General features: G+C 36.1%; 25 protein-coding genes. 6 read left to right on the forward strand and 19 right to left on the reverse strand.

The features are described from left to right. Positions 1-5: 5 nt before the first annotated feature. Complete coding sequence (locus tag QNJ50_RS17210; protein WP_300637428.1) at positions 6-362, forward strand: GNAT family N-acetyltransferase; 357 nt, start codon at positions 6-8, stop codon at positions 360-362. A gap of 64 nt (positions 363-426) precedes the next feature. Here QNJ50_RS17210 and QNJ50_RS17215 read toward each other — a convergent pair whose 3' ends face one another. From QNJ50_RS17215 to QNJ50_RS17230, 4 genes are all read right to left on the reverse strand, one after another. Next, complete coding sequence (locus tag QNJ50_RS17215) at positions 427-1,092, reverse strand: SDR family oxidoreductase (protein ID WP_300637381.1); 666 nt, start codon at positions 1,090-1,092, stop codon at positions 427-429. Positions 1,093-1,251: 159 nt separating this feature from the next. Continuing rightward, positions 1,252-1,779 (reverse strand): hypothetical protein, encoded by a 528-nt coding sequence (locus tag QNJ50_RS17220; protein ID WP_300637383.1) that lies wholly within the window; start codon positions 1,777-1,779, stop codon positions 1,252-1,254. Between the two features lie 270 nt (positions 1,780-2,049). Beyond that, on the reverse strand, positions 2,050-2,898 hold the full coding sequence (locus QNJ50_RS17225) for a peroxiredoxin-like family protein (RefSeq protein ID WP_300637385.1): 849 nt from the start codon (positions 2,896-2,898) through the stop codon (positions 2,050-2,052). 62 nt (positions 2,899-2,960) lie between these two features. Beyond that, positions 2,961-3,596 (reverse strand): TetR/AcrR family transcriptional regulator, encoded by a 636-nt coding sequence (locus QNJ50_RS17230; protein WP_300637387.1) that lies wholly within the window; start codon positions 3,594-3,596, stop codon positions 2,961-2,963. Positions 3,597-3,717: 121 nt separating this feature from the next. Here QNJ50_RS17230 and QNJ50_RS17235 point away from each other — a divergent pair, with 121 nt between their 5' ends. Next, positions 3,718-5,193 (forward strand): NAD(P)/FAD-dependent oxidoreductase, encoded by a 1,476-nt coding sequence (locus QNJ50_RS17235; RefSeq protein ID WP_300637389.1) that lies wholly within the window; start codon positions 3,718-3,720, stop codon positions 5,191-5,193. 179 nt (positions 5,194-5,372) lie between these two features. Here QNJ50_RS17235 and QNJ50_RS17240 read toward each other — a convergent pair whose 3' ends face one another. Then, positions 5,373-5,819, reverse strand: coding sequence for an Hsp20/alpha crystallin family protein (locus tag QNJ50_RS17240; RefSeq protein WP_300637391.1), 447 nt, complete (start codon positions 5,817-5,819; stop codon positions 5,373-5,375). Between the two features lie 397 nt (positions 5,820-6,216). Here QNJ50_RS17240 and QNJ50_RS17245 point away from each other — a divergent pair, with 397 nt between their 5' ends. Further along, positions 6,217-6,675 (forward strand): DUF1499 domain-containing protein, encoded by a 459-nt coding sequence (locus QNJ50_RS17245; RefSeq protein WP_300637393.1) that lies wholly within the window; start codon positions 6,217-6,219, stop codon positions 6,673-6,675. A 579-nt stretch (positions 6,676-7,254) separates the two neighbouring features. Beyond that, positions 7,255-7,671: an alternative ribosome rescue aminoacyl-tRNA hydrolase ArfB gene (arfB, locus tag QNJ50_RS17250; RefSeq protein WP_300637395.1), complete on the forward strand. Its 417-nt coding sequence runs from the start codon at positions 7,255-7,257 to the stop codon at positions 7,669-7,671. Positions 7,672-8,111: 440 nt separating this feature from the next. Here the strand turns inward: arfB and arsH are convergent, their stop codons facing one another. From arsH to QNJ50_RS17270, 4 genes are all read right to left on the reverse strand, one after another. Then, positions 8,112-8,762, reverse strand: a complete 651-nt coding sequence (gene arsH / locus QNJ50_RS17255) for an arsenical resistance protein ArsH (RefSeq protein WP_300637397.1) — start codon at positions 8,760-8,762, stop codon at positions 8,112-8,114. A gap of 161 nt (positions 8,763-8,923) precedes the next feature. Beyond that, entirely contained in the window at positions 8,924-10,099 is a 1,176-nt protein-coding gene (arsB, locus tag QNJ50_RS17260; protein ID WP_300637399.1) for an ACR3 family arsenite efflux transporter, read from the reverse strand. 433 nt (positions 10,100-10,532) lie between these two features. Next, positions 10,533-10,985 carry a YlqD family protein gene (locus QNJ50_RS17265; RefSeq protein WP_027841905.1) on the reverse strand — a complete coding sequence of 151 codons (453 nt, stop codon included), beginning with the start codon at positions 10,983-10,985 and terminating at the stop codon, positions 10,533-10,535. A 42-nt stretch (positions 10,986-11,027) separates the two neighbouring features. Continuing rightward, entirely contained in the window at positions 11,028-13,001 is a 1,974-nt protein-coding gene (locus QNJ50_RS17270; protein WP_300637402.1) for an AMP-binding protein, read from the reverse strand. Between the two features lie 207 nt (positions 13,002-13,208). Between QNJ50_RS17270 and QNJ50_RS17275 the strand changes: the two genes are divergently transcribed. Together QNJ50_RS17275 and QNJ50_RS17280 are read left to right on the forward strand one after the other, a co-directional pair. Next, a complete protein-coding gene (locus QNJ50_RS17275; RefSeq protein WP_300637404.1) occupies positions 13,209-13,976 on the forward strand; it encodes an AraC family transcriptional regulator in 768 nt (255 codons plus the stop codon). Between the two features lie 158 nt (positions 13,977-14,134). Further along, the gene (locus tag QNJ50_RS17280; protein ID WP_300637406.1) at positions 14,135-15,130 is read left to right on the forward strand and encodes an aldo/keto reductase; all 996 of its coding nucleotides are present in this window, start codon (positions 14,135-14,137) and stop codon (positions 15,128-15,130) included. Positions 15,131-15,324: 194 nt separating this feature from the next. Here the strand turns inward: QNJ50_RS17280 and QNJ50_RS17285 are convergent, their stop codons facing one another. The 10 genes from QNJ50_RS17285 to QNJ50_RS17330 all read right to left on the reverse strand — a co-directional run. Beyond that, complete coding sequence (locus QNJ50_RS17285; protein WP_300637408.1) at positions 15,325-16,098, reverse strand: class I SAM-dependent methyltransferase; 774 nt, start codon at positions 16,096-16,098, stop codon at positions 15,325-15,327. Positions 16,099-16,247: 149 nt separating this feature from the next. Then, on the reverse strand, positions 16,248-17,561 hold the full coding sequence (locus tag QNJ50_RS17290; protein WP_300637410.1) for a glycosyltransferase family 4 protein: 1,314 nt from the start codon (positions 17,559-17,561) through the stop codon (positions 16,248-16,250). Next, positions 17,558-18,658 carry a UDP-N-acetylglucosamine 2-epimerase (non-hydrolyzing) gene (gene wecB / locus QNJ50_RS17295; RefSeq protein WP_300637412.1) on the reverse strand — a complete coding sequence of 367 codons (1,101 nt, stop codon included), beginning with the start codon at positions 18,656-18,658 and terminating at the stop codon, positions 17,558-17,560. Before wecB ends, QNJ50_RS17290 begins: the two co-directional genes overlap by 4 nt. Continuing rightward, on the reverse strand, positions 18,655-19,776 hold the full coding sequence (locus tag QNJ50_RS17300) for a glycosyltransferase family 4 protein (protein ID WP_300637414.1): 1,122 nt from the start codon (positions 19,774-19,776) through the stop codon (positions 18,655-18,657). The genes wecB and QNJ50_RS17300 overlap by 4 nt, the downstream gene beginning before the upstream one ends. Positions 19,777-20,014: 238 nt before the next feature. After that, on the reverse strand, positions 20,015-20,992 hold the full coding sequence (locus QNJ50_RS17305; RefSeq protein ID WP_300637416.1) for a hypothetical protein: 978 nt from the start codon (positions 20,990-20,992) through the stop codon (positions 20,015-20,017). A 492-nt stretch (positions 20,993-21,484) separates the two neighbouring features. Then, positions 21,485-22,783 (reverse strand): oligosaccharide flippase family protein, encoded by a 1,299-nt coding sequence (locus QNJ50_RS17310; protein ID WP_300637418.1) that lies wholly within the window; start codon positions 22,781-22,783, stop codon positions 21,485-21,487. Beyond that, positions 22,780-23,922: a DegT/DnrJ/EryC1/StrS family aminotransferase gene (locus QNJ50_RS17315; RefSeq protein WP_300637420.1), complete on the reverse strand. Its 1,143-nt coding sequence runs from the start codon at positions 23,920-23,922 to the stop codon at positions 22,780-22,782. The genes QNJ50_RS17310 and QNJ50_RS17315 overlap by 4 nt, the downstream gene beginning before the upstream one ends. Positions 23,923-24,127: 205 nt before the next feature. Continuing rightward, the gene (locus QNJ50_RS17320) at positions 24,128-24,748 is read right to left on the reverse strand and encodes an acyltransferase (RefSeq protein WP_300637422.1); all 621 of its coding nucleotides are present in this window, start codon (positions 24,746-24,748) and stop codon (positions 24,128-24,130) included. Next, positions 24,741-25,688 (reverse strand): Gfo/Idh/MocA family oxidoreductase, encoded by a 948-nt coding sequence (locus tag QNJ50_RS17325; RefSeq protein WP_300637424.1) that lies wholly within the window; start codon positions 25,686-25,688, stop codon positions 24,741-24,743. The genes QNJ50_RS17320 and QNJ50_RS17325 overlap by 8 nt, the downstream gene beginning before the upstream one ends. Beyond that, positions 25,685-26,286, reverse strand: a 602-nt coding sequence (locus tag QNJ50_RS17330) for a UDP binding domain-containing protein (protein ID WP_300637426.1), incomplete at its 5' end; no start/stop codon positions are given. The genes QNJ50_RS17330 and QNJ50_RS17325, both read right to left, overlap by 4 nt.

Consider the following 26,286-nt stretch of genomic DNA (forward strand, 5'->3'; position numbering starts at 1 on the left):
GATTTATTACTAATAAAACTAGAAACAATAGAAACTATACATCAAATATCAACCAAGGTGGCTATCGTCTTTTTGCTCTACGAGATACTGGTGTTATTGTTTCTCTTGCGGGTCTTGCTATAATTACAAACTTTTATTATGGTCGCCATGTGTGGGTTTACGATTTAGTTACAACCAGCAAAGTTCGCTCCAAAGGCTACGGTCGTCATTTGATGAAGTTTATTGAGGAGTTTGCTCGTCAAGAAAACTGCGAAGTTGTTGCACTATCATCAGGGTTCGAACGAAAAGATGCTCATCGCTTTTACGAAGAGCGCATGAATTATGAGAAATGCGCCTATGTGTTTAAAAAATCTGTGCAATAGGGTTTCAAAATTATTTTTTCCAATCTAATTTTTCCCTATCTAAATAATGGCAAGCGATAAAAAATTACCAAGGTAATACTTCGCCATTAGCATGCCAGAAGGTTCCGGTGTTGTCCATATTTAACTGATCAATACGAGCTAACAATCCTTTCACTGATGTCTCAGTAGTAATTCCAGAATCAGTAAAGTTCGTCATACGTGTCTTAACTAACCCTGGATGAAGAATCGCAACAGGGATACCTTTCGATTTCAAATCTTCAGATAATGATTTACCAGCCATTGACATAGCAACTTTCGACATTCGATAACCATACTGACCGCCAGAAGTATTATCATCAATGGAACCCATGCGGCTAGTCATCATGATGACTTTTGAACCCGACTTTAAGTTAGGAAGCAAAGCTTGAGTCAAACGTAATGGACCAATTGCATTAACTTCAAACTGTCGGCGAATGCTGTCAAAATCTAAGTTATCCAGACCCATTCGTTCTACAATACCAGCATTATTAATTAAAACATCAATAGTTTCACCATCAAGTCGTTTAACCAAACTAGCAACTGAGGATTCATCTGTAATATCGATATCTGTTTCTACTCGTATACCTAAATTCTTTAATTCATCTGATGCTGAACGACATACAGCAATTACATCATCACCTCGTTCTTTGAGTTGATGACAGTATTCTAAGCCTATACCTCGATTTGCTCCAGTTACTAGATAAGTTGCCATATTGATATTTTCCCTGACTTACAGCTTTAGAGTATCAAGTTTTGGGCATTTTATTTTTGATGTCGAAAATAACAAAAGTCCCCCAATAAATTGGACGTAGTGGTTAACGGGGGATTTAGGAAGATCCAAGATATCTTAGATAAATAATATGTATGACTTTTAAATATTTTCTAATCCATAGCAGGATTGTCCTGATCCGAAACGTCGTTTATATGGGTAAACTTCAAAATCAACTGGACATTCGGTTAATTCTACTTTCCCATTGGGCATTAAAGCAAAATTTCTGCTCCAATCGGTCTGATATACCTCAAAAACAACCAGATCGATGAAATCACAAGTTTTGATTATGGGTGTAGCAATAGTATTCAGTAATGCAGGAGAATTCATAACCGAGTTTACCGACGCTCCCCGAATATGGAATTCTTGTTTGTGCAGACGACCTTGGTGATGGTTAGGATAACTAATTGCAAATATTGGAGATTTAACTACTTGAATTTGAGGAATTTTTTCTAGTTTATTTTTAGCATTTTTAGCATCAGTAATAGCTGTAAGGCATTCTTGTGTTAAATTAAAATTTTTATCTTTTGCTTGAGAAGCAATTGTGATACCTTCGGCAAGGACTGGAACAGTACAAACAGTCAAGCTTAATAAACTTATAGCAGTACTTGTAAGTAGTTTTTTCACCATAATCTTTTAAATAGTCAATTTAGTTATGTTTTTAATGAAAAGTGAAGGATAATTTGCCACTTTTTCTAAGAGGCTGTTTAAAAAGTTATATTATTTACCTAACATATCTTGGATTCCCCTAAATCCCCTTGGAAAGGGGGACTTTGCCTAGACTTTGCCCCCTTTTTAAGAGGATTGGGGGATCTAAATAATGATTTTGGGTAATAAACAATACTTTATAAACAACCTCTAATGATTATGCTGAAAACTACAATCTACTCGTGCACTATTTCACAAAAACGATAAAGGATTGCTCATATTTTCTGCAAAACCAAGAATACCGCGATCGCGATGTTCGTAAAGTAAATTCCCTTCTGAATCAAACAGAAAAGTTCCTCCCCGTTGAGTCAAATAAGCTGAGTTAGGAACATAGGTATTCCAATTGCTTAAAACTTCGCTCATATTTCGCAAACGCAGAGTTGCAAGTTCAAAAGGACGTTGAAAACCTTTTCCTCCTGCAAACTTGAAAAAAGAACCTTTGATTGCTGGTAAAGGTGTACCATCTACAACTTCTTCATCACCAATTAACTGGGGAGATTGACGATCGCCCTTATAACCCCGAAATACTTCTGCTAAAGTTCCTGGACTACCAATTCCTGCGCACATCAGCATAAAATTTAACCAAGCATTTTGTCCATCTGAAAATAAAGGAAGTTTTGCAGACAAACCGGGATAAAGTCCCAATAAGGCGTGAATTTTGGCTTCAGGATCTACAAATAATGATTCTTGGGGGAAACCGGTATACTCACAAAATTTTAAACCAGAATTGCGATCGCCAATTCCAATAGCGCGAATAGCTATTTCTTTAGCTTGCAATTTTTCTTTTTCTCTTTGCAGCCACCAAGCATACTCCAGGTTATCAAAATCCCCCAATTGGGACCAAATTAAAACCAGAGTTTGGGGAGCGTTAGAAGAATCATTCAAAATTGGCTGAATCTCTCCATCACTAATTCGCAAGCATTGAGTTTGCTTCAAGATAGAGTAGATATTTTGAGAGTTTGTAGCTTGAGAGTTTGTAGCTTGAGGGTTTTTATCTTGAGAGGTTTTATCTTGAGAGTTTGAGTTAGTTGAGGGATTCATTTTTTATCGGGAGGTGTATCTAGGATTTCAGGGGATATGCAAAAAAAGTTCGATTTTGCAACTCAGCCATTGGGGAAATAGATTTTTAGGTAAGCAACAAGCAGCTTTTTTTCTTCTGCTCTTAATTTTGCTCTTAAGGTTTCATCAGCTTGTGAAGAGACAAATTCGAGAACACAGCAAGCTTCAACCGTTACCATTGAAATTAACTTGATTTGTTCTGGTTCCATCTCTGGAGCGCGAGCAGCAAAAAACGCTTCAAAATAAGGTTCTATCTCACGGTTAATATTTTCCACTATCGCCGTAGCTGTGGGTGAAAAATGATAGTCCAGCAATACCGCACGAAAACCTGGTTGCGACAAGAAATCATCATAATAAGTATCAATAATCTGATCGATTACCGAACTAATTGGTAGATCGCAGTTCAGAGAACTTAACATCTCACTAAAAACTTCCCGCACCCGATCCATGTAAAAGCTAGCTAAAGCTTGAAAAATCGCTGCTTTATCTGGGAAGAAACGGTATAGCGACCCTACAGAAGTTTTCGCTTGTTTCGCGATCGCAGTAGTAGAAGCAGCCTCATAACCCAGCTCACCAAAAACCCGAGCTGCTGCTTCGAGAATTTGAGTGACTCTTTTCTGACTGCGGGACTGCTGGGGTAAACGTCTAAAGCGATCAGTATCTTGGGGAATTTTGAGCATATTCTCAACTCAGATAAATCAGCAAAACAAGCTTTACTTAATTGTAGTGAACGCGAAACTTTTTTCATATATTGACAAACGTGAAATTTTTTTCGTATTTTTAAAAAGTGAAAGTTTTTTCATGTTTTTATTTTTGGTATTACAAATGAAGCGTCGTCAATTGATGTACAGTATCTTCTCTGCTTCAACTGTTGCAGTAGGCTCTCAACTTGTTGGACATCAACCTCCAAGAGCTAGTCAAATGGAAATTAAAAAGACAAGTCAAAAGACATCTACAAAAACAGATTACGAAGTTATCGTCATCGGTGCGGGTGCAGCAGGTTTAGCAGCTGCGCGCTCTCTTCAAGATGCTGGACGTGAAGTTTTGGTACTGGAAGCTCGCGATCGCATAGGTGGAAGGATATACACTGACTACAACTTTGCATCCCATCCCATTGAACGGGGTGCAGAATACATTCAGGGTGAAAATATCATTATCTGGAAAGGGATAAAGCAATATGGGCTAAAAACTCTCCCTGTTTTTGAAGATATTAAGCATGCTTTCACATACTTTAACGGGAAATATTTGTCCGTGAAGCAGCTGTATAAAGACTCTAAACCAAAAGCTTTAGACTTTCTCGTTTCAAGAGATTCAGAACTCTTTGAGTTAGCCGAACAATGGGTAAAAGCGGGTAAACCAGATACCACAGCAGCAAAATTACTAGCTGCAAATAATGTCCGCTTTTCCCCGGAATCCTATCGATTAGTAGATAATTCCTTCAGTAGTGAATACGCTGCAAATCTCCAACAGTTAGGTGTCTATGGTCTCTTGGAAGCAAGCTATGAAGGAGATGGCGATCGCAATTTCCGTTTGAAAAAGGGGTATTCTCATCTGCTCAAACTGTTTGCAAATGACTTGAACATTCGTCACTCTACTCCGGTAAGCAAAATCATTTGGGACTCAGATGGAGTTCAATTGCAAACTGATAAAAATGAGACTTTCACAGCCAAGAAAGTGATAATTACGGTTCCATTAGCTTTATTACAATCAAACACGATTGTCTTCGAGCCAGTATTACCTCCTGGAAAACGGGCTGCGATCGATGGACTGGGTATTGCTCATGTTACTAAACTAATTTTGAAATTTGACAAGCCTTTTTGGTCTAAAGAGACTGAATTCATCTTGACAACTCTGGATACTCAAATGTGGTGGCGATCGGGTTGGGGTCGGAAAAAAGAAGCACCTGTATTAACGGCTTATACTGGAGCGACAAATGCAATTAATTTTAGTGAGATGGGTCGCGATGCTGCGATCAATGCTGGGTTAAGAGATTTAGAGAAAATTTTTAAAATTCCCCTTAAGCGTAGGTTGACTGATGCACTATTTGTAGATTTTAGAACCGATCCTTATTCCCAAATGGCTTATTCCTATGTTCCTGTGGGTGGAACTGGTTTGAGGAAGAAACTTGCTCAACCCGTTGACAACATTCTATTTTTTGCTGGGGAAGCAACTAACGTAAATCGTCCTTCAACAGTACATGGAGCAATTGAAAGTGGTTTAAGAGTAGCTCGGGAAGTATTGAGTATGAAATCGAGTATGGAGAATGTTCGGGAATAATTACAAATCCATAATTACAAATCTATTCTTTAAATATTTGGTATTTATTTTTTCAAACTCTAGAAACAAAGAATCCAAAAAAGCCCAGTTGTTTCATTCACAAGCTGGGCTAATATTTACAGAACCACATTACAGGAAACAAGAATTTACACAGAAATTCTTAACCAAGATTACAAAGCTTAATTCTGTTCTAAATTAACTTTAACTACTTTATTCTTTTCTTCAGTAGTTTTAGGTAGTGTCAAGTTCAAAATACCATCTTTATATTCAGCCGTAGCTTTAGTATTTTGAATGCGAGTATGTAGAGGAATTACACGATAGAACTTGCCATAGGAAAATTCACTTCTAGTATTTCCATCATCCTCTGTTTTAGTTTCAGATTTACGTTCACCACTAATAGAAACAGAGTCTTCCATTACTTGAATGTCTAGGTCTTTTGCTTCCATACCTGGAACTTCAAGCTTTAGATGAAGTGCATCATCGGTTTCTGTGAGTTCGGCTGCTGGAGTTTTAGTAAAATTAGTTAACTCTCTGAAATTTACTGGAATTAAATCATCAAATAAGCGGTTAAAGCTACGTTCTAAACTTTGAAATTCATTGCTTGGGTTATAACGTACTAATCTCATATTTTTACTCCCTCTATTTGCTTACAGAATCTTTAGTTATTTCAAATTTAATTTCTTGCTTCGATTACTATATTAGGGATAATTAATAGGATGGCAAATTCGGTTTTTAACACTTAATAATTGATGATTGCCGAACGATTGAAAAGCCATCAAATTATTACGGTTAATAGGAATATTATTAGTACGGTTTACCCTAAACAGCTTATGGAAATTACGCTATAATTTGCTCTGTTTCTGCTACTAATTGTTTCTAATGACTTGCGCGTAGTCCTATACTTCCACTTCTTGTAAGGTCTTTCCAAATACTTGCAGTAATTAAAACGAAAAATTTATGACCCCAAAATAACCGAGAATGGGAAAGTAAATTTTATTCGTTCTATATCGGAGTAAAGTTATAATGTCTCGCCCGATCGCAATTGCTTTGGGAATATTCCTAGTCATAACAAGCTTTTTAATCCCTTCTGATGCAGCTTTGGCTGCTAATTTGGGAGTGAATAACAGCCATCTTGCAGCTTGTCCAGCTTCCCCGAACTGTGTTGTCAGTCAAGACGGTGATGCAAAACATGCTATTGACCCAATTACTTATCATGTGGATCGCGAGCAAGCAAAAGAAACTTTACTCAAAGTTCTTACCGTTGTTCCCCGTACAGAAGTTATCGAAAAAACAGATAGTTACATCCACGCTCTTTCTAAAAGTCGGATTTTCAAGTTTGTTGATGATGTAGAGTTTTATTTTCCAGATGATGAGAAGGTAATTCATATGCGATCAGCTTCTCGGGTCGGAGAGTCGGATCTTGGTGTTAATCGCAGAAGGATGGAGCAAATTCGTCTAGCTATGGAAGATTTGGATGTTTAAATTTGACGACTTAAATGTGATCGTTTAAATTTGATGTTTGAATTTTCGATTAAGTGAGTATATATCTAGAGACGTACTATGTATGGTACGTCTTTTTTATGACTAAAACCTCACTTTTATTTATGGTGTCGTCATTTTTCAAGCAGGTGATCGCTCGATTCAACACATTACTAACTGTTTAGAACCAAGAGAAAAACAAGGATTTAGTAATGCTTTGATATATTTTCTCAGAGAAATTTTGAAACATCCAATTGAAAAAATGACAAAATGATTGATTGTATTACATCAAATTTCGGTGGAAGTCACTTCACTAGCGAAGTTTAGGAACCAGCAAATTCGCGGTTACTAATATGAGACGGAGAAACAAATAAAGATTTGTTGTTGAATGTACTACAAAAACAATTTACAACATACTACAATATTTATTAGCTATTGTTCTGTCGAAAATATTTTAGGTATGTATTACTGCTTGAAACAAGATAACTTTGGAGATTTTCTCCCGATTAACCATCAAAAAAATCTTATATCCCAAAATCCCATATCTCAAAATCCTATATCTCAAAATCTTATATACAAATTATGCTGCAAATTTCTAACAAAGTTATTATTCCCGACAACGAAATCGAAATAAGTGCAATTCGTTCCCAAGGTGCGGGTGGTCAAAATGTGAATAAGGTTGCTACCGCGATTCATTTACGTTTTGACATTCAGGCTTCGTCTTTACCGGATGATTATAAACAGAAGCTCTTAAAGTTAAATGATAAACGTATTACCCAAGATGGGATTATTATTATTAAAGCTCAAGAATATAGAAGTCAGCTAAAAAATCGAGAAGATGCACTTTCTAGATTAAAAGAATTGATAAAGAGTGCAATGGTAGTTAAGAAAAAACGTAAACCTACTAAACCAACAACAAGTTCTCAAAAAAAACGCCTTGATTCCAAAACTAAGCGCAGTCAGATTAAATCTAATCGGAGAAAGGTTGATGATGAGTAGTAGACAAGCTTTTGAACTAGAGAATCTGATTTTTATTTTTATAGTAGATTGCGAGTCAGTGAGGTACAGGTTAAAAGCTGAAAGTCAGTGGTAAAAGGTATTTATTCTACTCCTGATATTCTTTCCGTTTACTTTGGAATGATTTAAAAGGTGATTGAAAAAACTCTGAACCGAATGGCACTAAGAAAAGCCATTCGAGCCAGAAGTATTTATACATTATTTCCCCACTGGCATTAGTCAGCATCAACTCGCATTTAAGCGGCTTGATGACAACACTACTATATTTTGGCGTATTAAAGCTGAGGTCTTCTCTACAGGAAATTTAGAGGACGACCTCACAAACCTGATGTTAACAAGGATTAGAGACATTATGAGTATATATACACGCGGCAGTGCTGGTTTAACTCCTTCATCTGGTGAGGTACCAGTTCTAATTGGCACTAAAATTTAGGCAAGCAGGTTTCTGCACTGATGCCTGCTTTGATTGCTTCTTGTTTGCGTTCGCTGTAGCGGTTCGTAAGATAATCTGCCTTATCGCGCAAAAGTAAGGTAAATTTATACAATTCTTCCATGACATCAACTACTCGATCGCGATAAGGGGAATCTTTCATGGTTCCTTCTTCGTTAAACTCTTGGTAAGCTTTAGCAACGGAAGATTGATTGGGAATTGTAAACATCCGCATCCAGCGCCCCAAAATTCGCATGGAATTTACGGCGTTAAAAGATTGAGAACCACCACTGACTTGCATTACAGCCAAAGTTCTACCCTGGGTTGGTCTAACTGCTCCTACACTTAAAGGAATCCAGTCAATTTGGTTTTTGAGAATGCCAGTAAGATTACCGTGCATTTCTGGAGATGACCAAACTTGACCCTCAGACCATTGACTTAATTCCCATAATTCTTGAACTTTGGGATGGGATTCGGGTACGCTACCCCGAATCGGTAATTCATGAGGATGAAAAAACTTGACTTGTGCGCCAAATCCACCAATGATTCGGGCTGCTTCTTCTGCTAGAAGCCGACTATAAGAACGTTCTCGTAAGGAACCATACAAGAATAATATCCTAGGTGGATGACTGAAATCGGTCATAATACTTGAATCAACGAAAATCGAAAAAATAACTTTATTGCTGTTGTGGGATGTACTCTAAAAAATGGAGGATTTTTATTGCACTCACTTATAACTCCTTGTCCCTGACTAGCGATGCACGTAAATTGTGATAAATTTAACTAAAATCAACTCCCGAATAATTAGGAGGAACTATCGTCATTCATCCTTGCAACTAAAACAGGACGTGGGTCGCGTAAAGTTGCCTTTTCTGGTTCCCGTGGGAACCAAGCCGCAGTACACTTACAAAACTCAACCAACATCAACATCACCGGTACTTCAATTAAAACGCCCACCACCGTTGCCAAGGCTGCACCGGAATTCAAGCCAAACAGCATTACCGCTGTAGCAATAGCGACTTCAAAGTGATTACTAGCGCCAATTAAAGCAGCTGGTGCAGCATCCTCATAGGATAAATTCAGCTTTAAGCCCGCTACATAAGCAATCAAAAAGATAAAGTTGGTTTGGATAAATAGCGGTACAGCAATTAGTACAATGTGCAGAGGATTTTCTACAATTAATTCACCTTTAAATGCAAACAGTAGCACCAAAGTTAACAGTAAAGCGGTAATGGAAATCGGAGTTAAATACTTTAAAAATCGCCCCTCAAACCATTCCCTACCTTTGTTTTTCAAAATCCAGTAACGGCTAAATATCCCTGCCACTAAGGGCAATCCTACGTAAATCAGTACCGACAATACGATAGTTTGCCAAGGTACGGTTAAATCGTTGGCTGCTAGCAACCACTTACCCAAGGGTGCGTATAAAAATAGCATTGCCAAGGAATTTACCGCTACCATTACCAAGGTATGTCCTTGGTTACTGTAAGAAAGATATCCCCACATCAACACCATTGCAGTACAAGGGGCGATTCCTAACAAAATCGCACCAGCAATGTAGGAGTTTGACAGTGCGACTTCGCTACCGCGAATTATCTCACTTCCCTCAATTAAAGGATGAAATAACCATCCCAAAAAAAACTGAGCAAATGCCACCATTGTAAATGGTTTAATAAACCAATTGACTACTAAAGTGAGAATTACAGGTTTGGGGGCGCGAATGGCATTAACTGCTTGGGTGAAGTCAATTTTTACCATGATTGGATACATCATGAAAAACAAACACACCGCGATAGGAATAGATACTTGAAACACGCTCATCGCATCTAATGCAGTTGCTACTCCAGGAAATATTCTTCCTAGTCCAATCCCAGCAATAATGCATGAAAATACCCAAAATGTAAGGTATTTTTCAAAAAAGCTCAGATTACTCCCAGCCTTGACCGGTGCTTTACTGCCTTGTGAGTTGTTCCTAACCATTGACTAACCCTGAAAATTCAACATCGAAACTAAGGGAATATATCCATAATATCAATTTAAATTGATATGAGAAGTACAATATAGCATAATATTTGCTTGTGAGTATTCCACAAGGGGGAAGTCAAAAATAAAAGGTATTAAACCCCCTCGCAACGAATGAAGTTAGCACATTTTTTGACTTGGACTGAAACCTTTGTTATGTAAAGGTTTGAAAATTTGCTATTTGAGAGTTTAGCTAAAACCTTTGCTATGTAAGGATTATGAAATGTGTAAGTTGAGAGAGACACAAGTCATAGACATATAGAAAGTAAATTAAATAACGAAGAGACGCCCGGAAAGGGCGTCTCTACTACTATTTGACAGCAAACAGAAAAATTTTAATTTTCCATCTAAACTACCAATTTAAAAAACCATCTTCGAAAGTTATTTAAAATTAGATATCGCCACGAATTTCTTCGACAATACCATCACGTAAAACGATTTCCACCTGCATTTTGCTAATCAGGTTATCGCCCTTTTCGACCCTGTAAAAACCTTCTAACTGAAATTGGTTAACTTCTTGATCTAACTCTAGCAATTGTACTTGCTGGAGGTTTTGTAAACTTTGATTTTTCTGTTCTAATAATTCACTTTTCTTTTGATTTACTTGTGTTTGAATATTTTCAATCTGTTGTGCTGTTTGGGGTCCAGGTGGTTGCAGACTCTGCTTTTGGACTTCGGCGATCGCTCGTTGTCCTTGGACGTCAAGTTGCTCTAACTGCTGGTCAGTTTGGGTAATTTGAGTTTGCAGTTGCTGTTGTACTTCTTCTTTCCATAAAGGAGTAACAATTGCTTTGACGTTAACAATGCGCTTGAGAATTAGTTGCTGAGATTTGGAGACGTCCATAAAAGTTTCGCGTTCACTCAATTAGGTTGTTCAGAGATATTATCAGGCAAACATCTGCTCAATCGTATCGTGATAATGTTCTACCACAACATGTCGTCGAATTTTCAGTGTTTGTGTCATCATGCCATTTTCTTTGGAAAATGGCTCTAAAATGAGTTTGAATCGTACAATGCGATCATCCGCTCGATAACCAGGACGATTCCGCACTTCCCGATTCAGTTCTTCCCTGAATAAATCCTGGATCATTCTACCCTCCAGGTTAATTTTTTGACTGCTTCCCTCCGTAACATTGTCTTCTTGTAAACATAGTTCTAAATCTTGATTTTTTGCCCATTGCTCCAGTGTTTCTAGATTTGGGACAATTAAAGCACCAATAAATTTTTTATCTTGTCCTACAAGCATTATTTGGTCAATGTATAGCGATCGCAGACAAGCATCTTCAATTGGTTGGGGTTCGATATTTTCTCCGTTGGTTAATACAATTGTATCTTTTGCCCTTCCAGTCAAAACTAAGTCTTGATAGGAGGTTACCCAACCGAGATCGCCACTATTAAACCATCCTTCTGCATCAATTGCTTTGGCTGTTGCTTCGGGATTTTGATAATAGCCTTGCATGATTTGGGGACCCCGCAATAATACTAAACCCTGCTTTCCTGTTGGTAAAGCTTGGCGGGTTTCGGGGTCTACGATTTTAGTTTCTGTCCCCGGTATGGGCTTTCCGGAGGAACCACGTAAGTTAGTCCTGTGACGTCGTGCGTGGGTTACAGGAGAAGTTTCTGTTAAACCATAACCGACTAAAATTTCTACACCAATAATTTCAAAAAAATTATCGATATGTTTGGGAAGTGCACCACCACCGCTAATCATCTGCTTGATTCTTCCCCCGGTAGCTTCCCGAACTTTTTTATAAACAAGCTGTCCTGCTAATACATGCATGGGATAAAGTGCAGATGCTTGTCCAATGGCTGTTAACCGCTGGGAAAATGAACTATTAAGATGATCTAAGCTTAACAACTGGGCAATTCGTTGTGCTTGGATATATTTCTCGCTAATATTCAAAAATCTACTAATCAAACGTTGCTTTTTCGCAGGTTGTTCGCGAAATTGTTTTTGTACTCCTTCGTAAATTGATTCTAATAAACGGGGTACGCAAATTAGGTAATGGGGCTTAAATTCTTTCAAATCTTTTTTGATCGAACGCAAATTTGTATAAACCTGCTTACAACCTTGGGATAGTAAGAAATATTCTGCACTACGCTCATAAACGTGCCAAGTAGGGAGAATACTTAACACAGTATCTCCAATTTCTGGCTGAACTACTACTCCCAAGTTTCTAACTTGATGGAGCAAATTACCATGGGAAAGCATTACTCCCTTGGGTTTACCTGTAGTTCCAGAAGTATACATTAAGGTTGCTAAATCTTCATGCTTTTTTTTAACTGGTTGTAGTTTTGTTTTTGCACCAAGTTCGAGCAACTGAGTAAAGTTTAATACTTTTATGTTCTCATTTTCGGGGGGGGTTTCATCTGAAAGTAAAATTACTTTATCTATAGGTAAATCTGTCAGACCTTCATACAGTTTTTCAAAGGTCTTGACATCTTCTACTATCAGCCCCGTACTGTCACTATTCCCAATAATGTAGAGTAATTCTTCTCGGTCTGCTTGACAACTGCGTACAGCATTAACCGCTCCAGCTGTCATTATCCCTTGATCTGCTATCAGCCAACGGGGACTATTATCTGCTATCAAAGAAATACAGTCACCTGCTTTGACTCCTAAACCCTGTAAACCGCTAGCAAATGACTGAATGTTCTCAAATAATTCAGCATAAGTGAAAGTCACTCCCGAATCTATATGGGGAGCATGTAAAGCAACATTATCGCCAAATTTCTTGACTGCTAAAGACCAAATCTCCGGTAAAGCATCTACATGAGAATAATCTACCAAACGCTTGAAATAGGTACGTTCTTCTTTAGAGATTTTGGCAACTGGAGAAGATGTAGATGTTTCCGACATAACTCATTACCTAAACTTCAAGTCAAATTATGAATCAGTATATGTTTACAGCATATTGCTCTATTGGAGTATAAATTGCCAAGTTAGAGCGACACCTTATACGTTTAAATTTTATGTAAATTTCTATGCCAATATTGATTACAAATAATAGTGATGTAATTCCGGGCTGAGATTTTAAATTCTTATTTTTTCAAATTTTAATTTTTTTTGATACGGCAGATAACAGAAAATCCTATTGATGGAATAACATGGAATGCAGGTTACTCCGACCCTTATCTTGTAATTAACTTTAGAGCGCAATTACAAACTTTTGAGATGGAAGTAGATGGGAGAAACAGTAACAGATATCTCATAGTTCCAGGTAATTTCTCGTTTGTGCAGCCCGGTTTTAAAATTGGTGGTTTCTATAGGGGTACCCAAATGTGTTATGCGTGCATTACATTTCCATCTGAGCGATTGAACCCACGCTTTGCAGATGGTGAGCCAAAAATTGGGCTGTCGGATCCAGTCATACGAACTTTAGCGGAAGCCTTATATCTTCAACGTCATCGAAACGATCCAGATGCAATTCTTTATCGAGAAAGTGTTACTGAAACATTAATTCAACATTTACAACTAATTCATCTTCAGTCCGATTCTTTAGGGGATATAAAACCATCCAGCCTCGATTATCTTGAAAGTTATATCCGGGAACATCTAGATTGTAAACTTACGGTTTCTCAACTTGCAACCATTGTAGGAACAACCCCTCAAACTCTACAACATTTTGTAAATAAGCGATTTGGTCAGTCTGTATACGAATGGGTGACAACATTACGGTTGGAGCGATCGCTAGATCTTCTGAGTCATAGTCAAATGGGTTTAGCTGCGATCGCGGTGGAAAGCGGTTTTGCTAATCAGTCCCACTGGACTCGTTTATTTCGGCGCAAATTTGGAATAACTCCAGGAAAACTTCGCAAACAGAAGCAAAAATAAAACAATCGACGATGAACTCTTTAACTCTATTCCCATGAGGCGATCGCTTTGTGCATTTTGGGCTTATCGTGCAAAACTTTCCACCGATTGTGATATAAATTGTGGCAACTTGCCTGATATGTTCATTATTTATATAAAATCAGACAAGTAACAGTATTATGAAATATCGCCAACTGGGAAAAACAGATACCCAAATATCAGCTTTGGGTTTGGGATGTATGGGAATGTCGGATTTTTATGGCGGGAAAAAAGCAAATGACGCTGAAAGCATAGCAACCATTCGACATGCCATTGAACTGGGTATAAACTTTATCGATACAGGTGACTTCTATGGTGTAGGACACAATGAAGAATTGATCCGTGCTGCGATAGAGGATATTCCCCGGGAAAAAGTTTTCATTTCGGTTAAATTTGGTGCTTTACGCAATTGGGATGGGAATTTTATCGGTTTTGATAACCGTCCTGTTGCGGTACGTAACTTTTTATCCTACAGTTTGCAAAGGCTCGGCGTTGATTATATTGATATGTATTATCCAGCGAGAATTGACCCGAATTTACCCGTAGAAGAAACCATTGGAACCTTAGGAGAACTCGTCAAAGAAGGTAAGGTTCGTTACGTCGGACTTTCTGAAGCTGGTTCTGAAACATTGCGTCGCGCGGCTAAAGTACATCCCATATCTATGTTGCAAACTGAATATAGTCTGTGGACGCGGGAACCAGAAACCGACGTCTTACCCGTTTGTCGGGAACTTGGGATTAGTTTAGTAGCTTATTCACCCCTCGGACGTGGGTTTTTAACTGGAGCCATTCAGAAGCCCGAAGATTTTGCACCGGATGATTTTCGGCGTCAAGTACCGCGTTACCAGGGTGAGAATTTTCAGCACAATTTACAACTAGTGGAACAAATCAAAGAAATTGCAACGGAGAAAAATTGTACACCAGCGCAATTAGCTTTAGCATGGTTGTTAGCCCAAGGGGAAGACATTATTCCAATCCCAGGGACAAAACGGCGCGAACGAGTTAAAGAAAACTTGCAGGCGATTGAAATTGAATTAACCAATGATGATTTGGGTCGGATTGAAAAGGTTGCACCCCTTGGAGCCGCAGCAGGAACCCGTTATCCTGAAGCAGTGATGCACACTCTTAATCTTTAGTCACGGGAAAATATAGATGTTGAAATGATAATAATTATCAATACGTATCAAGTTTGTAATGATAATTGTTGTCATTTTTTTGTGTAAAAGCTAAATGGAAAATAGTTTTCGATATCAAGCCCAGTATATAGTGACAATAAAAGTGCGATCGCCCTATCAAATATTGCAAATGAAAAATAGTGCTTGCATAATTACTACTTTATGGGTTCTGAAAGCCTAATAAGTACTTGCCATGCTTGCTTCTGTAAAAATGGCAATTTGAATAGTTGTCTATCAAGAAATTCTAATTTACTTAGAACGAAATCAAATCCAGGTGACCCGGCAAAAAGACTCGCTGCAAGGGCTGTCAAGTAGAAATATTTGATTTCAACTTTTTTGAAATATTTTTGAAATAGTTCTAAATCTGTATCTAATAAAGGATGTTCATCTTCAGAACGGATTGCAGGTGTCAAATTACGGAAAAAATTTATCAATATATTATGACCTAGTGGTTCAATAAAGATAGCTTTCCCATTTGCTTGTAAAATCTTCGTCATTGACTGCATTGTCTTTTCAATATCGAGATGATGAAGGATTGCTCCACCACAAATTAAATCAACAGAACTACTATTGAATGTTAGATCTTCTGCATTCATAACTTCAAAGAATAGATTATGGTCTACTCCTTTTTTTTTCGCCTTAGAGCTTGCAATATCAATTGCAATAGTAGAAATATCAATAGCTGTAACTGTGTCAGCTCCATTTTGAGCTAAATCAATTGCATAGCTCCCAACCCCACATCCAATTTCAACAGTTTTTACATTTTTAGAATTTTGAAATATAAATTGCTTATATTCCTGATGTATAGATTTAGTTAATTGATAAAATCTGCTAACTTTTTTAGTTCTTTTTTGTTGGAGATTTTTATCGGAATAACGTTCATCTTGAAAAGCTTTTTCTCGCTGTATCCTGATATTTTTTTGAACCATTATTTTCCTTTTTGACTGATATTCAATTATATTGTTTCAGGTTACTATATTACGCTATTAACCTAAACAGAATGAAATATAAATCCTATATTTATCTATCGTATTTATATCTAATAAATTTAGTGTTCCTATCAAATAAATAAATCCATTTATTTGTTTAGTAAATCAGCAAGATTTGCATTTAAAGTACCTGAATAAGTGAAATTATCTTCATTCATACACTTCAAACATAATTTTTCTAACTTAACAGCTAATTCTTCACAATTATGATATTTTCTAACATAATTTCTTGCATTATCTCCCATAGAAATTCTTTCTTTATCTGAGGCTTTAAGAATAAAATCAATAGCTTCAGCTAGTTTTTTTGGTCTACCTGGTAAAAATGTTATACCTGCTTGAATTTGATTAACTATATTATTTTCTATTGGAGAAGAGAATAAAACAGGTTTTGCTGCATCGAAATAATCATATAATTTATTGGGACTCACTCCATAAGTAAACACTTGTGCATCTGCTAAATGTAATAGGAGCATATCTCCATGAGCAAGCATCCGTTTCAATAATAATTTATCAATGGGAGGATGAAAATGGATATGATTATGTTTTTTTTCTTGAGTTAAATTAATTAATTCTTCGCGTTTTTGTCCTCCACCGATGAATAGTATCGCTATCTGATCGTAAATATTTAAATTATGCTCTCTTAAATAGTCAGCGGTTTCTAATACATTTTCAAGATTATTAGCAACTCCATGTGCTCCTGCATAAATTATTATCTTTCGATTTTTTTCACGTTCTAAAATTTTGAGGAAAGATTCTGGTAGTTTTACATCTTGAAAAATCTTTCTATCATCATTGATTACTATACCGTTAGGAATATGCGTACATTTATCTGATTCTCCTAACAATTCTTGCACTCTTTTATAAGCTAATGGTGGTATTGTAATAATTCCTGTCGCTTTCTCATATAAAAATTTTTCTAGTTTGACTAATATTCTATGCAGCAAGCTATTTGCCTTAATAGCGCCTAGATCTACTAATGAAGATGGCCATAAATCTCGAATTTCCAATAGTAAAGGAATTCTTTTATAAGCAGATAGAAGAAAACCTGTTAAGCCTGTTAATAAGTGTGGAGATGAAGCAATAACAATATCTGGCTTATTTTTTAATTTTAAACTTTGAAGAAGGGCTTTTATGCTGTAATCTAGCATACTTTTAACTCGTTTTCCATCATTACCTTTATAGTTAGTAGTTTTCAGCCAAATAAAATCTACCCCAGAGTAATTTTCCTTGAGTATTTTTTTCCCTGCAGTTCTGTCTTGTTGACGTGTTAAATAATCAAAACCAGAAGCAACAATTGTTACTTGATGACCTCGCTTGACTAAAACCTTGGCTAAATCACCATGACGGGTAATTCCTGGTGAACCGCTTGGGAGTGCATATTGATTAAGAATCAGAATATTCATTGGTTTATATCTAATACATTTTCAATAATCTTTTGTGCTGCATTTCCTTCTCCATACAAAGGTTTTGAATAGTCATGTATGGAATTTCTTAAATTTGTTTCTACTTCCCATATTCTATTTTTGTCTGCACCGACTAGAGTGTTAAAGCCATGTTCTATTAGTTCTACCCATTCTGTCTCATCGCGCAGAGTAACACATGGCTTGTGAAAGAAATACGCTTCTTTTTGTAGACCACCGCTATCTGTAAAGACTCCTCTACAGTTTGACAAGAGGGTAATCATATCAAAATAGTCTACTGGTTCAAGAATTTGAATATTTTGTATATTTTGATTGCCAAGTAATTTACGAGTGCGAGGATGTGACGGTAAAACAACAGTTGTATTTTGAGATATAGTATCCAGTGCTTCCATAATACTACTGAGGCGAGCTGGATTATCTGTATTTTCTGCTCTATGAACAGTGGATAAGTAAAAGTTATTACCTAATCGATCAATAAGGGAATTAATAGCTTCGGTTGGTTGAGCAATTTGTTTGTAAAATAATGCTGCATCGTACATCACGTCTCCAACATTACTCACTTTTATCTGTTTGCGCTCAAATATATTTTCTCTTTCTAAATTTTTAACAGCAGTCTCCGTGGGACAAAATAACCAATGTGAAATCTGGTCTGTTAATATTCGATTAATTTCTTCTGGCATTCTCATATTAAATGAGCGTAGACCAGCTTCTACATGAGCGACTCTAATATGTAGTTTTACTGCTGCTAATGCACCTGCAAGAGTAGAATTAGTATCTCCATAAACTATTACAGCATCAGGCTTTTCTTGAAGTAATACTTCTTCAATTTTTTCTAGCATTCTTCCAGTCATTGCACCATGAGAACCACCACCAACTCTGAGATTGTATTGAGGATGGGGAATCTGCATTTGAGCAAAAAATACCTCTGACATATTGTGGTCATAGTGCTGACCAGTATGAACTATTATTTCTTGGATCGCTTGGTTTGGGTGTTCTAAGTTATGTTTTTTAATTGCACGGGATACTGCTGCTGTTTTAATAAACTGAGGTCTAGCACCAACTATAGTAATAATTTTCATGATTGTAATTCCTTATAGAGGGCTCTTAATTTGTCAGCTTCGTTTTCCCAGTTATATTTTTCTTCAACAGCTTTACGTCCATTTTCACCCATACGCTTTGCTTCATTAGGGTTGTCTACAATCCACTGAATTGCTTTAGCAATTGCTTTTGGATTCATTGGATCTACGCAAATCCCACACTTATTACCTTCAATAATTTCTTTCCAAAGAGGAAAATTGGATGCAATTACAGGAATACCCGCAGACATATACTCAAACATTTTTACTGGTAGTGCATCTAAATAATTAATAATTGGGTGTAATACTACCAATCCAGCAATTGATTTAGCTAAAGTATCAGCAACTCCCTTTCTATCTAAATAACCTAATTCTTTGACATTAGCCCATCCAGACATTGATACTACTTTGTTACGTTGTTCTGTAGAAGAAAAGTTACCAGCAAGTAAGAGTTTAGTGTTTGTTTGTCCTATTGCCTTCACCATCTCATAGATTCCTCGCTGCTCCCAAATACCACCTACATAACAGACAGCTTTTTCTTTTTCTTCCCAGTTGATTTCAGGAATATGTAACTCACTCAGAATAGGATAATTATTTATATTGACTGCATTACATCCAAGTTTTGAGAAGCGATCGCAAATGTATGGTGTTGCCGTAACTATAGCATCGAAATGTTTACATGCAAAATTTTCTATGCTTTCAGTTAGCTTAGATACAATACGTCTAGATAGACGGGGAATATATTCTTTACTTAATATTTGACGTGGTACGTCCTCATGAACATCATAAATAACTTTTTTCCCTTTAGCCTTTAAAATCAATCCAATTGGAATCAGTTCTGGGTCATGAAAATGATAAAGATCTGCATTTATTTCCAGAGCTTTTATATAGACATCCCAAATAGTTTTGATCATGCGTTTTAAAAGATTTGACTTTACTTTAGGGACAGAATATAGATGAATTATTTCTACCAAATTATCAGGTGCACCTGGAGCTATCAGATGCATGTTGTATCCTGTTTTTGCCAAACTATAACACTCTTTAAAATAAATACGAATGTCGTTATAAGGATGAACTGAAGTTAATTTGCAAACATGTAATTTTAGCTGTTTATCAATCATTTTTTAATTAATTAAATATGAAAATTCAATTGGAATTATGGTTAAGTACTTGTGCATAATTAAATATACATTTGTTATTGCGTTAGCGCATATGGAGCGGGAGCGTAGCGGAATTACGCAACAGTAAAGGATTAGAGGTTATTTCAACAATATTCACAAATGCAAATATATGAATATTTTTGCATGAGTACTTAATTGTGAAGTTTATATCTCAATTAATGTCTACAGTATTTTTCCCTTAATATATATGTTTCGATACAGATGTTAGTTTTAATACTAAGCCAAAAACAACAAAAATTAAATAAAATCCTAAAGGATATCTAAATACAAACAGTTCTACTATACTAAATATAAAAATGCTATTAAAAAGCATGTTCATGTAGTAATTAGTAGATTTCCATGAATGCAAAAAATATCTCATACAATAAATGATTAAACACAGGTAACTTAAGAAAGCTGGCATGCCGAAATCCTGAAGCATACCGAAAATGTTATGAATATATGAGCCTTTTCCTCTATCAATCATTCTATCTACATAATTCCCAATAATGGGACTGTACATGATATCTTGGAAACCTATTATAAAGACATTTTTTCTACCTGCTAAAGACGTAGAATTATTAGTTGTTATAAACTCTAAATTTCTATTATAAATTAAAAATGAAAAATCAATATATGACAAAAATGATGTATTAAATAAAAGCAATGAAATGATAATGCTCACAATTAAAATTGATATGAACATATAAATTCGTTTGGCTTTAATTCTAGAAAAAAAACAGTAGTTTATATAAAAAAACACTGGTAGAGATGAGTAAAATGATGCTCTTGAAGAGTTCAAAAACAAAAATATAATACTTGTAATTGTTGTCAAATTTATAGATACAAAAATTATTGCTTCATAACTCAAAATATTATTTTTTATAGGGATTTTTTTAGATTCTTTTTGCGTGTGAACTAATGTAGCTAGTCTACATAATAATAGAATGGATACAAATGCGAATGTATCACCTATCAATTGATAAGAACCAGAAAAATCTTCGTTGTATTTGCCATAAAAAGCCTGAAAATACATGAAATTTGTACTGGAATAAATAATTAAACAAATTATTAACCAAACATCGAATGTTACGAATAAAAAATACTTTTTATCAGCCAAATCTTTTAGCTGTATGCCGAGTGCTAATGCAAATAAAAAATAAGTGATCGCAATCATGTCGCTCTGCGAATCATCAAGATTATAATGATAATAACTGATTAACAAATAAAATAAATTCCACGACAATAAAATAATTAAACTGAACACAAATGGATGATTAAACTTAAGCTTATGGAAATAATTTGCCAATACAATAAATGTAGCAATACAGCAAATAAAATAAATAATATTCCTAATGACGACTATTTCTTTATTCGCTAAATAATTATATAGTGGTAAACATAAACTAAAAAACAAAAATATTAAAATGCTACATAAATTAATAATTTTTTTCATTTCATATTCTCAAAATATTAACTTAATATTTTTAGCTGATATTTCAGATAATTAATATTCATTTTTTTAACAAAAAACAAACATAATAGTAATACTAAAATTGAAGATATAGTCGAGATTTAATTATATTCATTATTTAACATGATGTAGATATTTTCATCTTTTACAGTAAAAGGTATACCAAAATATATTAATTAAATTAAAAATGAATATTTAATTTTTTTTGCCAGTATTTATATGAGCAATTCTAAATAAAATTAGAAAATATAATCCATAGGCAATTACGTTTGTCATACAAAGAAACGCAACTGAAGTTATAAGTGATAATTGGAATATAAACCCTATGTATAAAACCATTATCAAACTCGTTAAAGCAAAAATGTCATAAATTAACTTCCATCTTTGTCTTCCTAAAACAAATACAATTCTGCTCAGGGGACTCACAATGACACCTGCTAATGCCCAAGGTGTCATGATTGTAACTAGTAAACCTGCCTGATTCCAATTTGCACCAAAAACTAAACTAAATAGCTGTGGACTTAATATTGCTATTCCTAAAGTAGGAATAAATCCTATTAAAGCTAGAGTCTTTGCTGTTTGCAAAAAAAAAGATTTTACTTTGGTAGGTTCAAGGTGAGCATATGAAGCAACTTGACTATGAAATGCATCAGCAACACTACGACTAATTAAACTTAAGGGAAGAGTAAGAGTACGTTGGGCAAGTACAAAGTATCCTCCTGCTGTTACCCCGTAAAGCTGAGTGATGATAGGAACAGTCAAGCTTTGGGCTAGTATATTAATTAGTGATGAAGGTAAAGAGTAAGCAGGAAATTCTGAGTAACGACGGGCAACTTGAGCTAATTTCCTTATTTTAATGGGTTGAGTAAGATAAATTATATCCCGTCTAGCATATTTGAGCATTCTTCCAATGCCAAAACCCCGACCAATAATATCACCAATAAATAAACCTAACCATCCAAATGGAAGTAAGCCCAGTTCCACTTGACTGAAAGATCTAACACCACTTTGAATGACTATTACTTTACCAATCAGCTTAAAAAGCTTTTGCCGAATTAACCAATATTTTAATACCTTAAATATTGCTGTTAGCAAGAATGCCAAACATACCCAAAATATGGTTTTAATGGGGATATTACCAAAACCAAAAAGATTAAATCTAACTAGAGCAAAAAAAACTAATGCAGCTATAGGTGTAGTTATGATTGCAAGAGAAAGAGATAAAATAGTTAAATAGGCAGCTTCTTCGTCATTCTTTGCCGCAACAATTCCCGCCTCGTATAATAACGATGCTGCAACTGTAGCAATATTGATAAATGCTGTGAAAAGACCAAACCAACCCATATCTTGAGGAGTATATAAGCGTGTGAGTAAAGGTAAGCTTAAAAAAACTAAACCCTGACCTATTGCAGTACTCCCCGCTAACACTGTTACACTACTTACAAAAGCACTTTGATATGTGAATTTCTTCAGTCGTTGAATTAGACTCTTCATGCTACAGCAGAAATTGTTTTTCTCAAGGCAGAAATTATTTTGTTAGTAACTTCTGCTTGTACTTCTTTTTGAAGTTCCGCCCAGATTGGTAAACTTAACACTTCCCCACTCAGCAACTCACTCATTGGATTAATCTCATGCTGACCCTGATAAACAGGTAACTGGTCTTGTGATATTGGATAATAAATCATTGAACCAATACCCTCAAAAGCCAAAAATTCCTTCACTTCATCACGCTTCCCATCAGTTACCCTAATCGTATACTGATGAAACACATGACCCTTAACCAACTCCGGTGTAATTATCCCTGCGACATCCGCCAACAAATGATTATAAGTTTTTGCAACTCTATATCTACCCTGATTCCAAGTATCTATATACTTTAACTTCACCCTTAAAATCGCAGCTTGTAGAGCATCTAAACGAGAGTTATAGCCGAGCATTTCATTGTGATATTTCTTCTTGGCTCCATGTACCCGTAACGCCCGAGCTAACTCGGCTACTTGGTCATTATCAGTCACTATTAAACCGCCATCGCCGTAAGCACCCAAATTTTTAGAAGGGAAGAATGAGTAAGCTCCAACATCACCAATTGTACCTGTATGTTTACCATTGATCGCCGTGCTCGTATTATCTCCGTAGTAACGTGCTCCAAAAGATTGAGCACAGTCTTCAATCACCTTCAAATCGTGAGCTTGGGCTATATTTATAATTTGTGCCATTGACGCCGGACAACCATAAAGGTGAACAGGCATAATTGCTTTAGTACGGGATGTAATTTTTGCTTTGATAGCCTTTGGATTAATATTAAAGCTTATAGGATCAATATCTACAAATACTGGTTTTGCTCCCACATTACTTATTGATTCAGCAGTAGCAAAAAAGGAAAAAGGAGTGGTAATCACCTCATCCCCTTCAGCAATACCCAAAGCTTTTAAACCAATCACCAAAGCATCAGTACCGGAATTTACCCCTATTGCATGTTTGACACCTAAATATTGAGCAACTTCCTGCTCAAATTCCTTAACTTCCGGTCCCATAATAAATTGACCAGATTCAAGCACGTGGGAAATAGCAGTTTGTATTTCCTCCTTGATACTTTCATATTGTGGTTTGAGGTCTAAAATCGGAATTTTCACGGAATGTTCCTAATTAAATAGTCAATCTAGGATAAACTAGTCATCTTATAATGACAAGCAAAAGAGTTTTTTGCTTTTAAGTATGAGTTATTTAGTTTCTTCATAAAAAACTACGCTTGGAGTCTTTAAACTCACTCTTGATTTAGTAACAAGTAAGTTATTGTATTTAATAAACTTTACTTGACAAACTAATATTCTATTTGCTTTAACTAGCTTGAGTTACTAACTCAGAATTTTTAGCTTCTGAGCTAACTTGTTTTACTTTCTGACCAGATATTAACTGATATTTTCTACCTGTTGAGTCAATTGCACAATCGTTTTCATCAAATTTTAGTACGTCCCCACAAGCACTCATCCAACCAGTTATTTTTGCTGGAACTCCTGTCACCATCGCATAAGCAGGAACATCTTTAGTAACAACTGCACCGGCAGCAACAAATGCATACTCATGCAAAGTGACACCACAAACTATAGTTGCATTGGCACCAATACTTGCTCCTCGTTTCACCAAAGTCTGATGATAATCATCACTAGTGTTTCGGGGAAATTCACAACGGGGTGTCTTAACATTAGTAAACACCATACTTGGACCACAAAAGACATAATCTTCTAAAATTACGCCTTCATATAGAGAAACATTATTCTGAATTTTACAGTTGTTTCCTATAACTACATTGTTAGCAACAAAAACATTTTGTCCTAAGGAACATTTATTACCAATTTTCGCTTTTCCTGAAATATGACAAAAGTGCCAAATCTTGGTTCCTTCACCAATTTCAGCACCTTCATCTATGTAAGATGATTCGTGAACAAAGTAATCAGCCATATACCATCGCCTCCTGTGCTTTTTCCAAAATATCTACCACAGCCAAACCATTCCAACCATCTGAATGTGGTTTTTTACGAGTCTGCAAACATTCTAGAAAATGGGAACACTCAATTCTTAAAGGTTCTGATGCGGTGAAATCCATAACCTGACTTCCTCCATCTCGATTGTTGAGATTCTCGTCAACTCCTTTATGATGCACAGTTACTTGTTGAGCAACTTCATCATAAACTAACATCTGTTCTTCAGTGATAACGGTGGTACTGCGTTGCAATAATGGCCAATACCACGAACAATGGAGATGAGCAGTTTGACCATCTATAAAAGATAAGTCTACATGAATATTATCTTCAATATTTGGTTGTAATATTGCCTGACCCGCAGCTTCCGCTTTTTCTATGGGAGGATTTCCTAGTAAGTCTAATACTACTGAAACATCATGAGGTGCAAAAGACCACCAAACATTCTCTTCCCGACGCACTTTACCAAGCTTTGCTCTTTGAGTTGCGACATGAAGCACCTTCCCAGCTTTACCACTAGTTAAATAATCTCGCATCCAAGCGATCGCAGGTTGATAAAGTAGCAAATGCCCCACCATCAAAATACGCGAGTGTTTGTCAGCATATTCTGCTAAGGCTTTAGCCTCTGCTGTTTTTAGTGTGATAGGTTTTTCGACAAACACATCTTTTCCTGCTTCTAAAGCCGCGATCGCAAACTTATAGTGAGTTGGTGCTGGGGTAGCCAAGACAATTGCAGAAATATCCGACTCTAATACTTGCTGATAGTCAGAATAGGTAACTAATCCAGGATAATCAGCCTCCACTTTAGTTCTCAACTTAGGGTTGGTTTCTGCAACTCCAGCTAAAGCACCTAAAGTATGAAAATTACGAACCAGGTTTTTACCCCAATTCCCAGCACCAACTACAACAACTTGACTCATAATAGGGTCACCTTATCCCGATTGCAGTTCAAATTTCTCGTTACACCCCGCGTATCTAAAACAGCTTTTGCCTGTTCCACAATATTGACGTAATTAATTTGGGTATGATCGGTAGTAATTACGATCAAATCAAAACTTGGTATTATTTCTGGAGTTAAAGTCACAGATTCAAAAGTCTTACCTGATATAGTAATTCCTGGTACATAGGGATCATAGTAAGAAACATCTATCTCATCTTTTAATAAACTATTGATTATATGAATAGCTGGAGATTCTCGCCAGTCCCCCAAGTCTTTTTTATAAGCAACACCAATCATCAATATTTTTGCGTGAACTGGAGCTATACCTAACTTATTTAGAGTTCGCCAGATTTTTTCCCTGACAAATTCAGGCATCCGGCGATTAATTTCCCCTGCTAACGCGATAAAATGGGTTTCAAAGTTAAATTCTTTCGCTTTCCATTCCAAATAGTGAGGATCTAGAGGAATACAATGTCCACCTACTCCAGGTCCGGGATAAAAAGGCATGATACCAAATGGTTTCGTATTGGCTGCATCTAGTACTTCCCAGACATTTAAATCCATGCGATCGCACAATA

It is taken from the genome of Mastigocoleus sp. MO_188.B34 (assembly GCF_030065675.1).
Classification (GTDB): domain Bacteria; phylum Cyanobacteriota; class Cyanobacteriia; order Cyanobacteriales; family Nostocaceae; genus Mastigocoleus.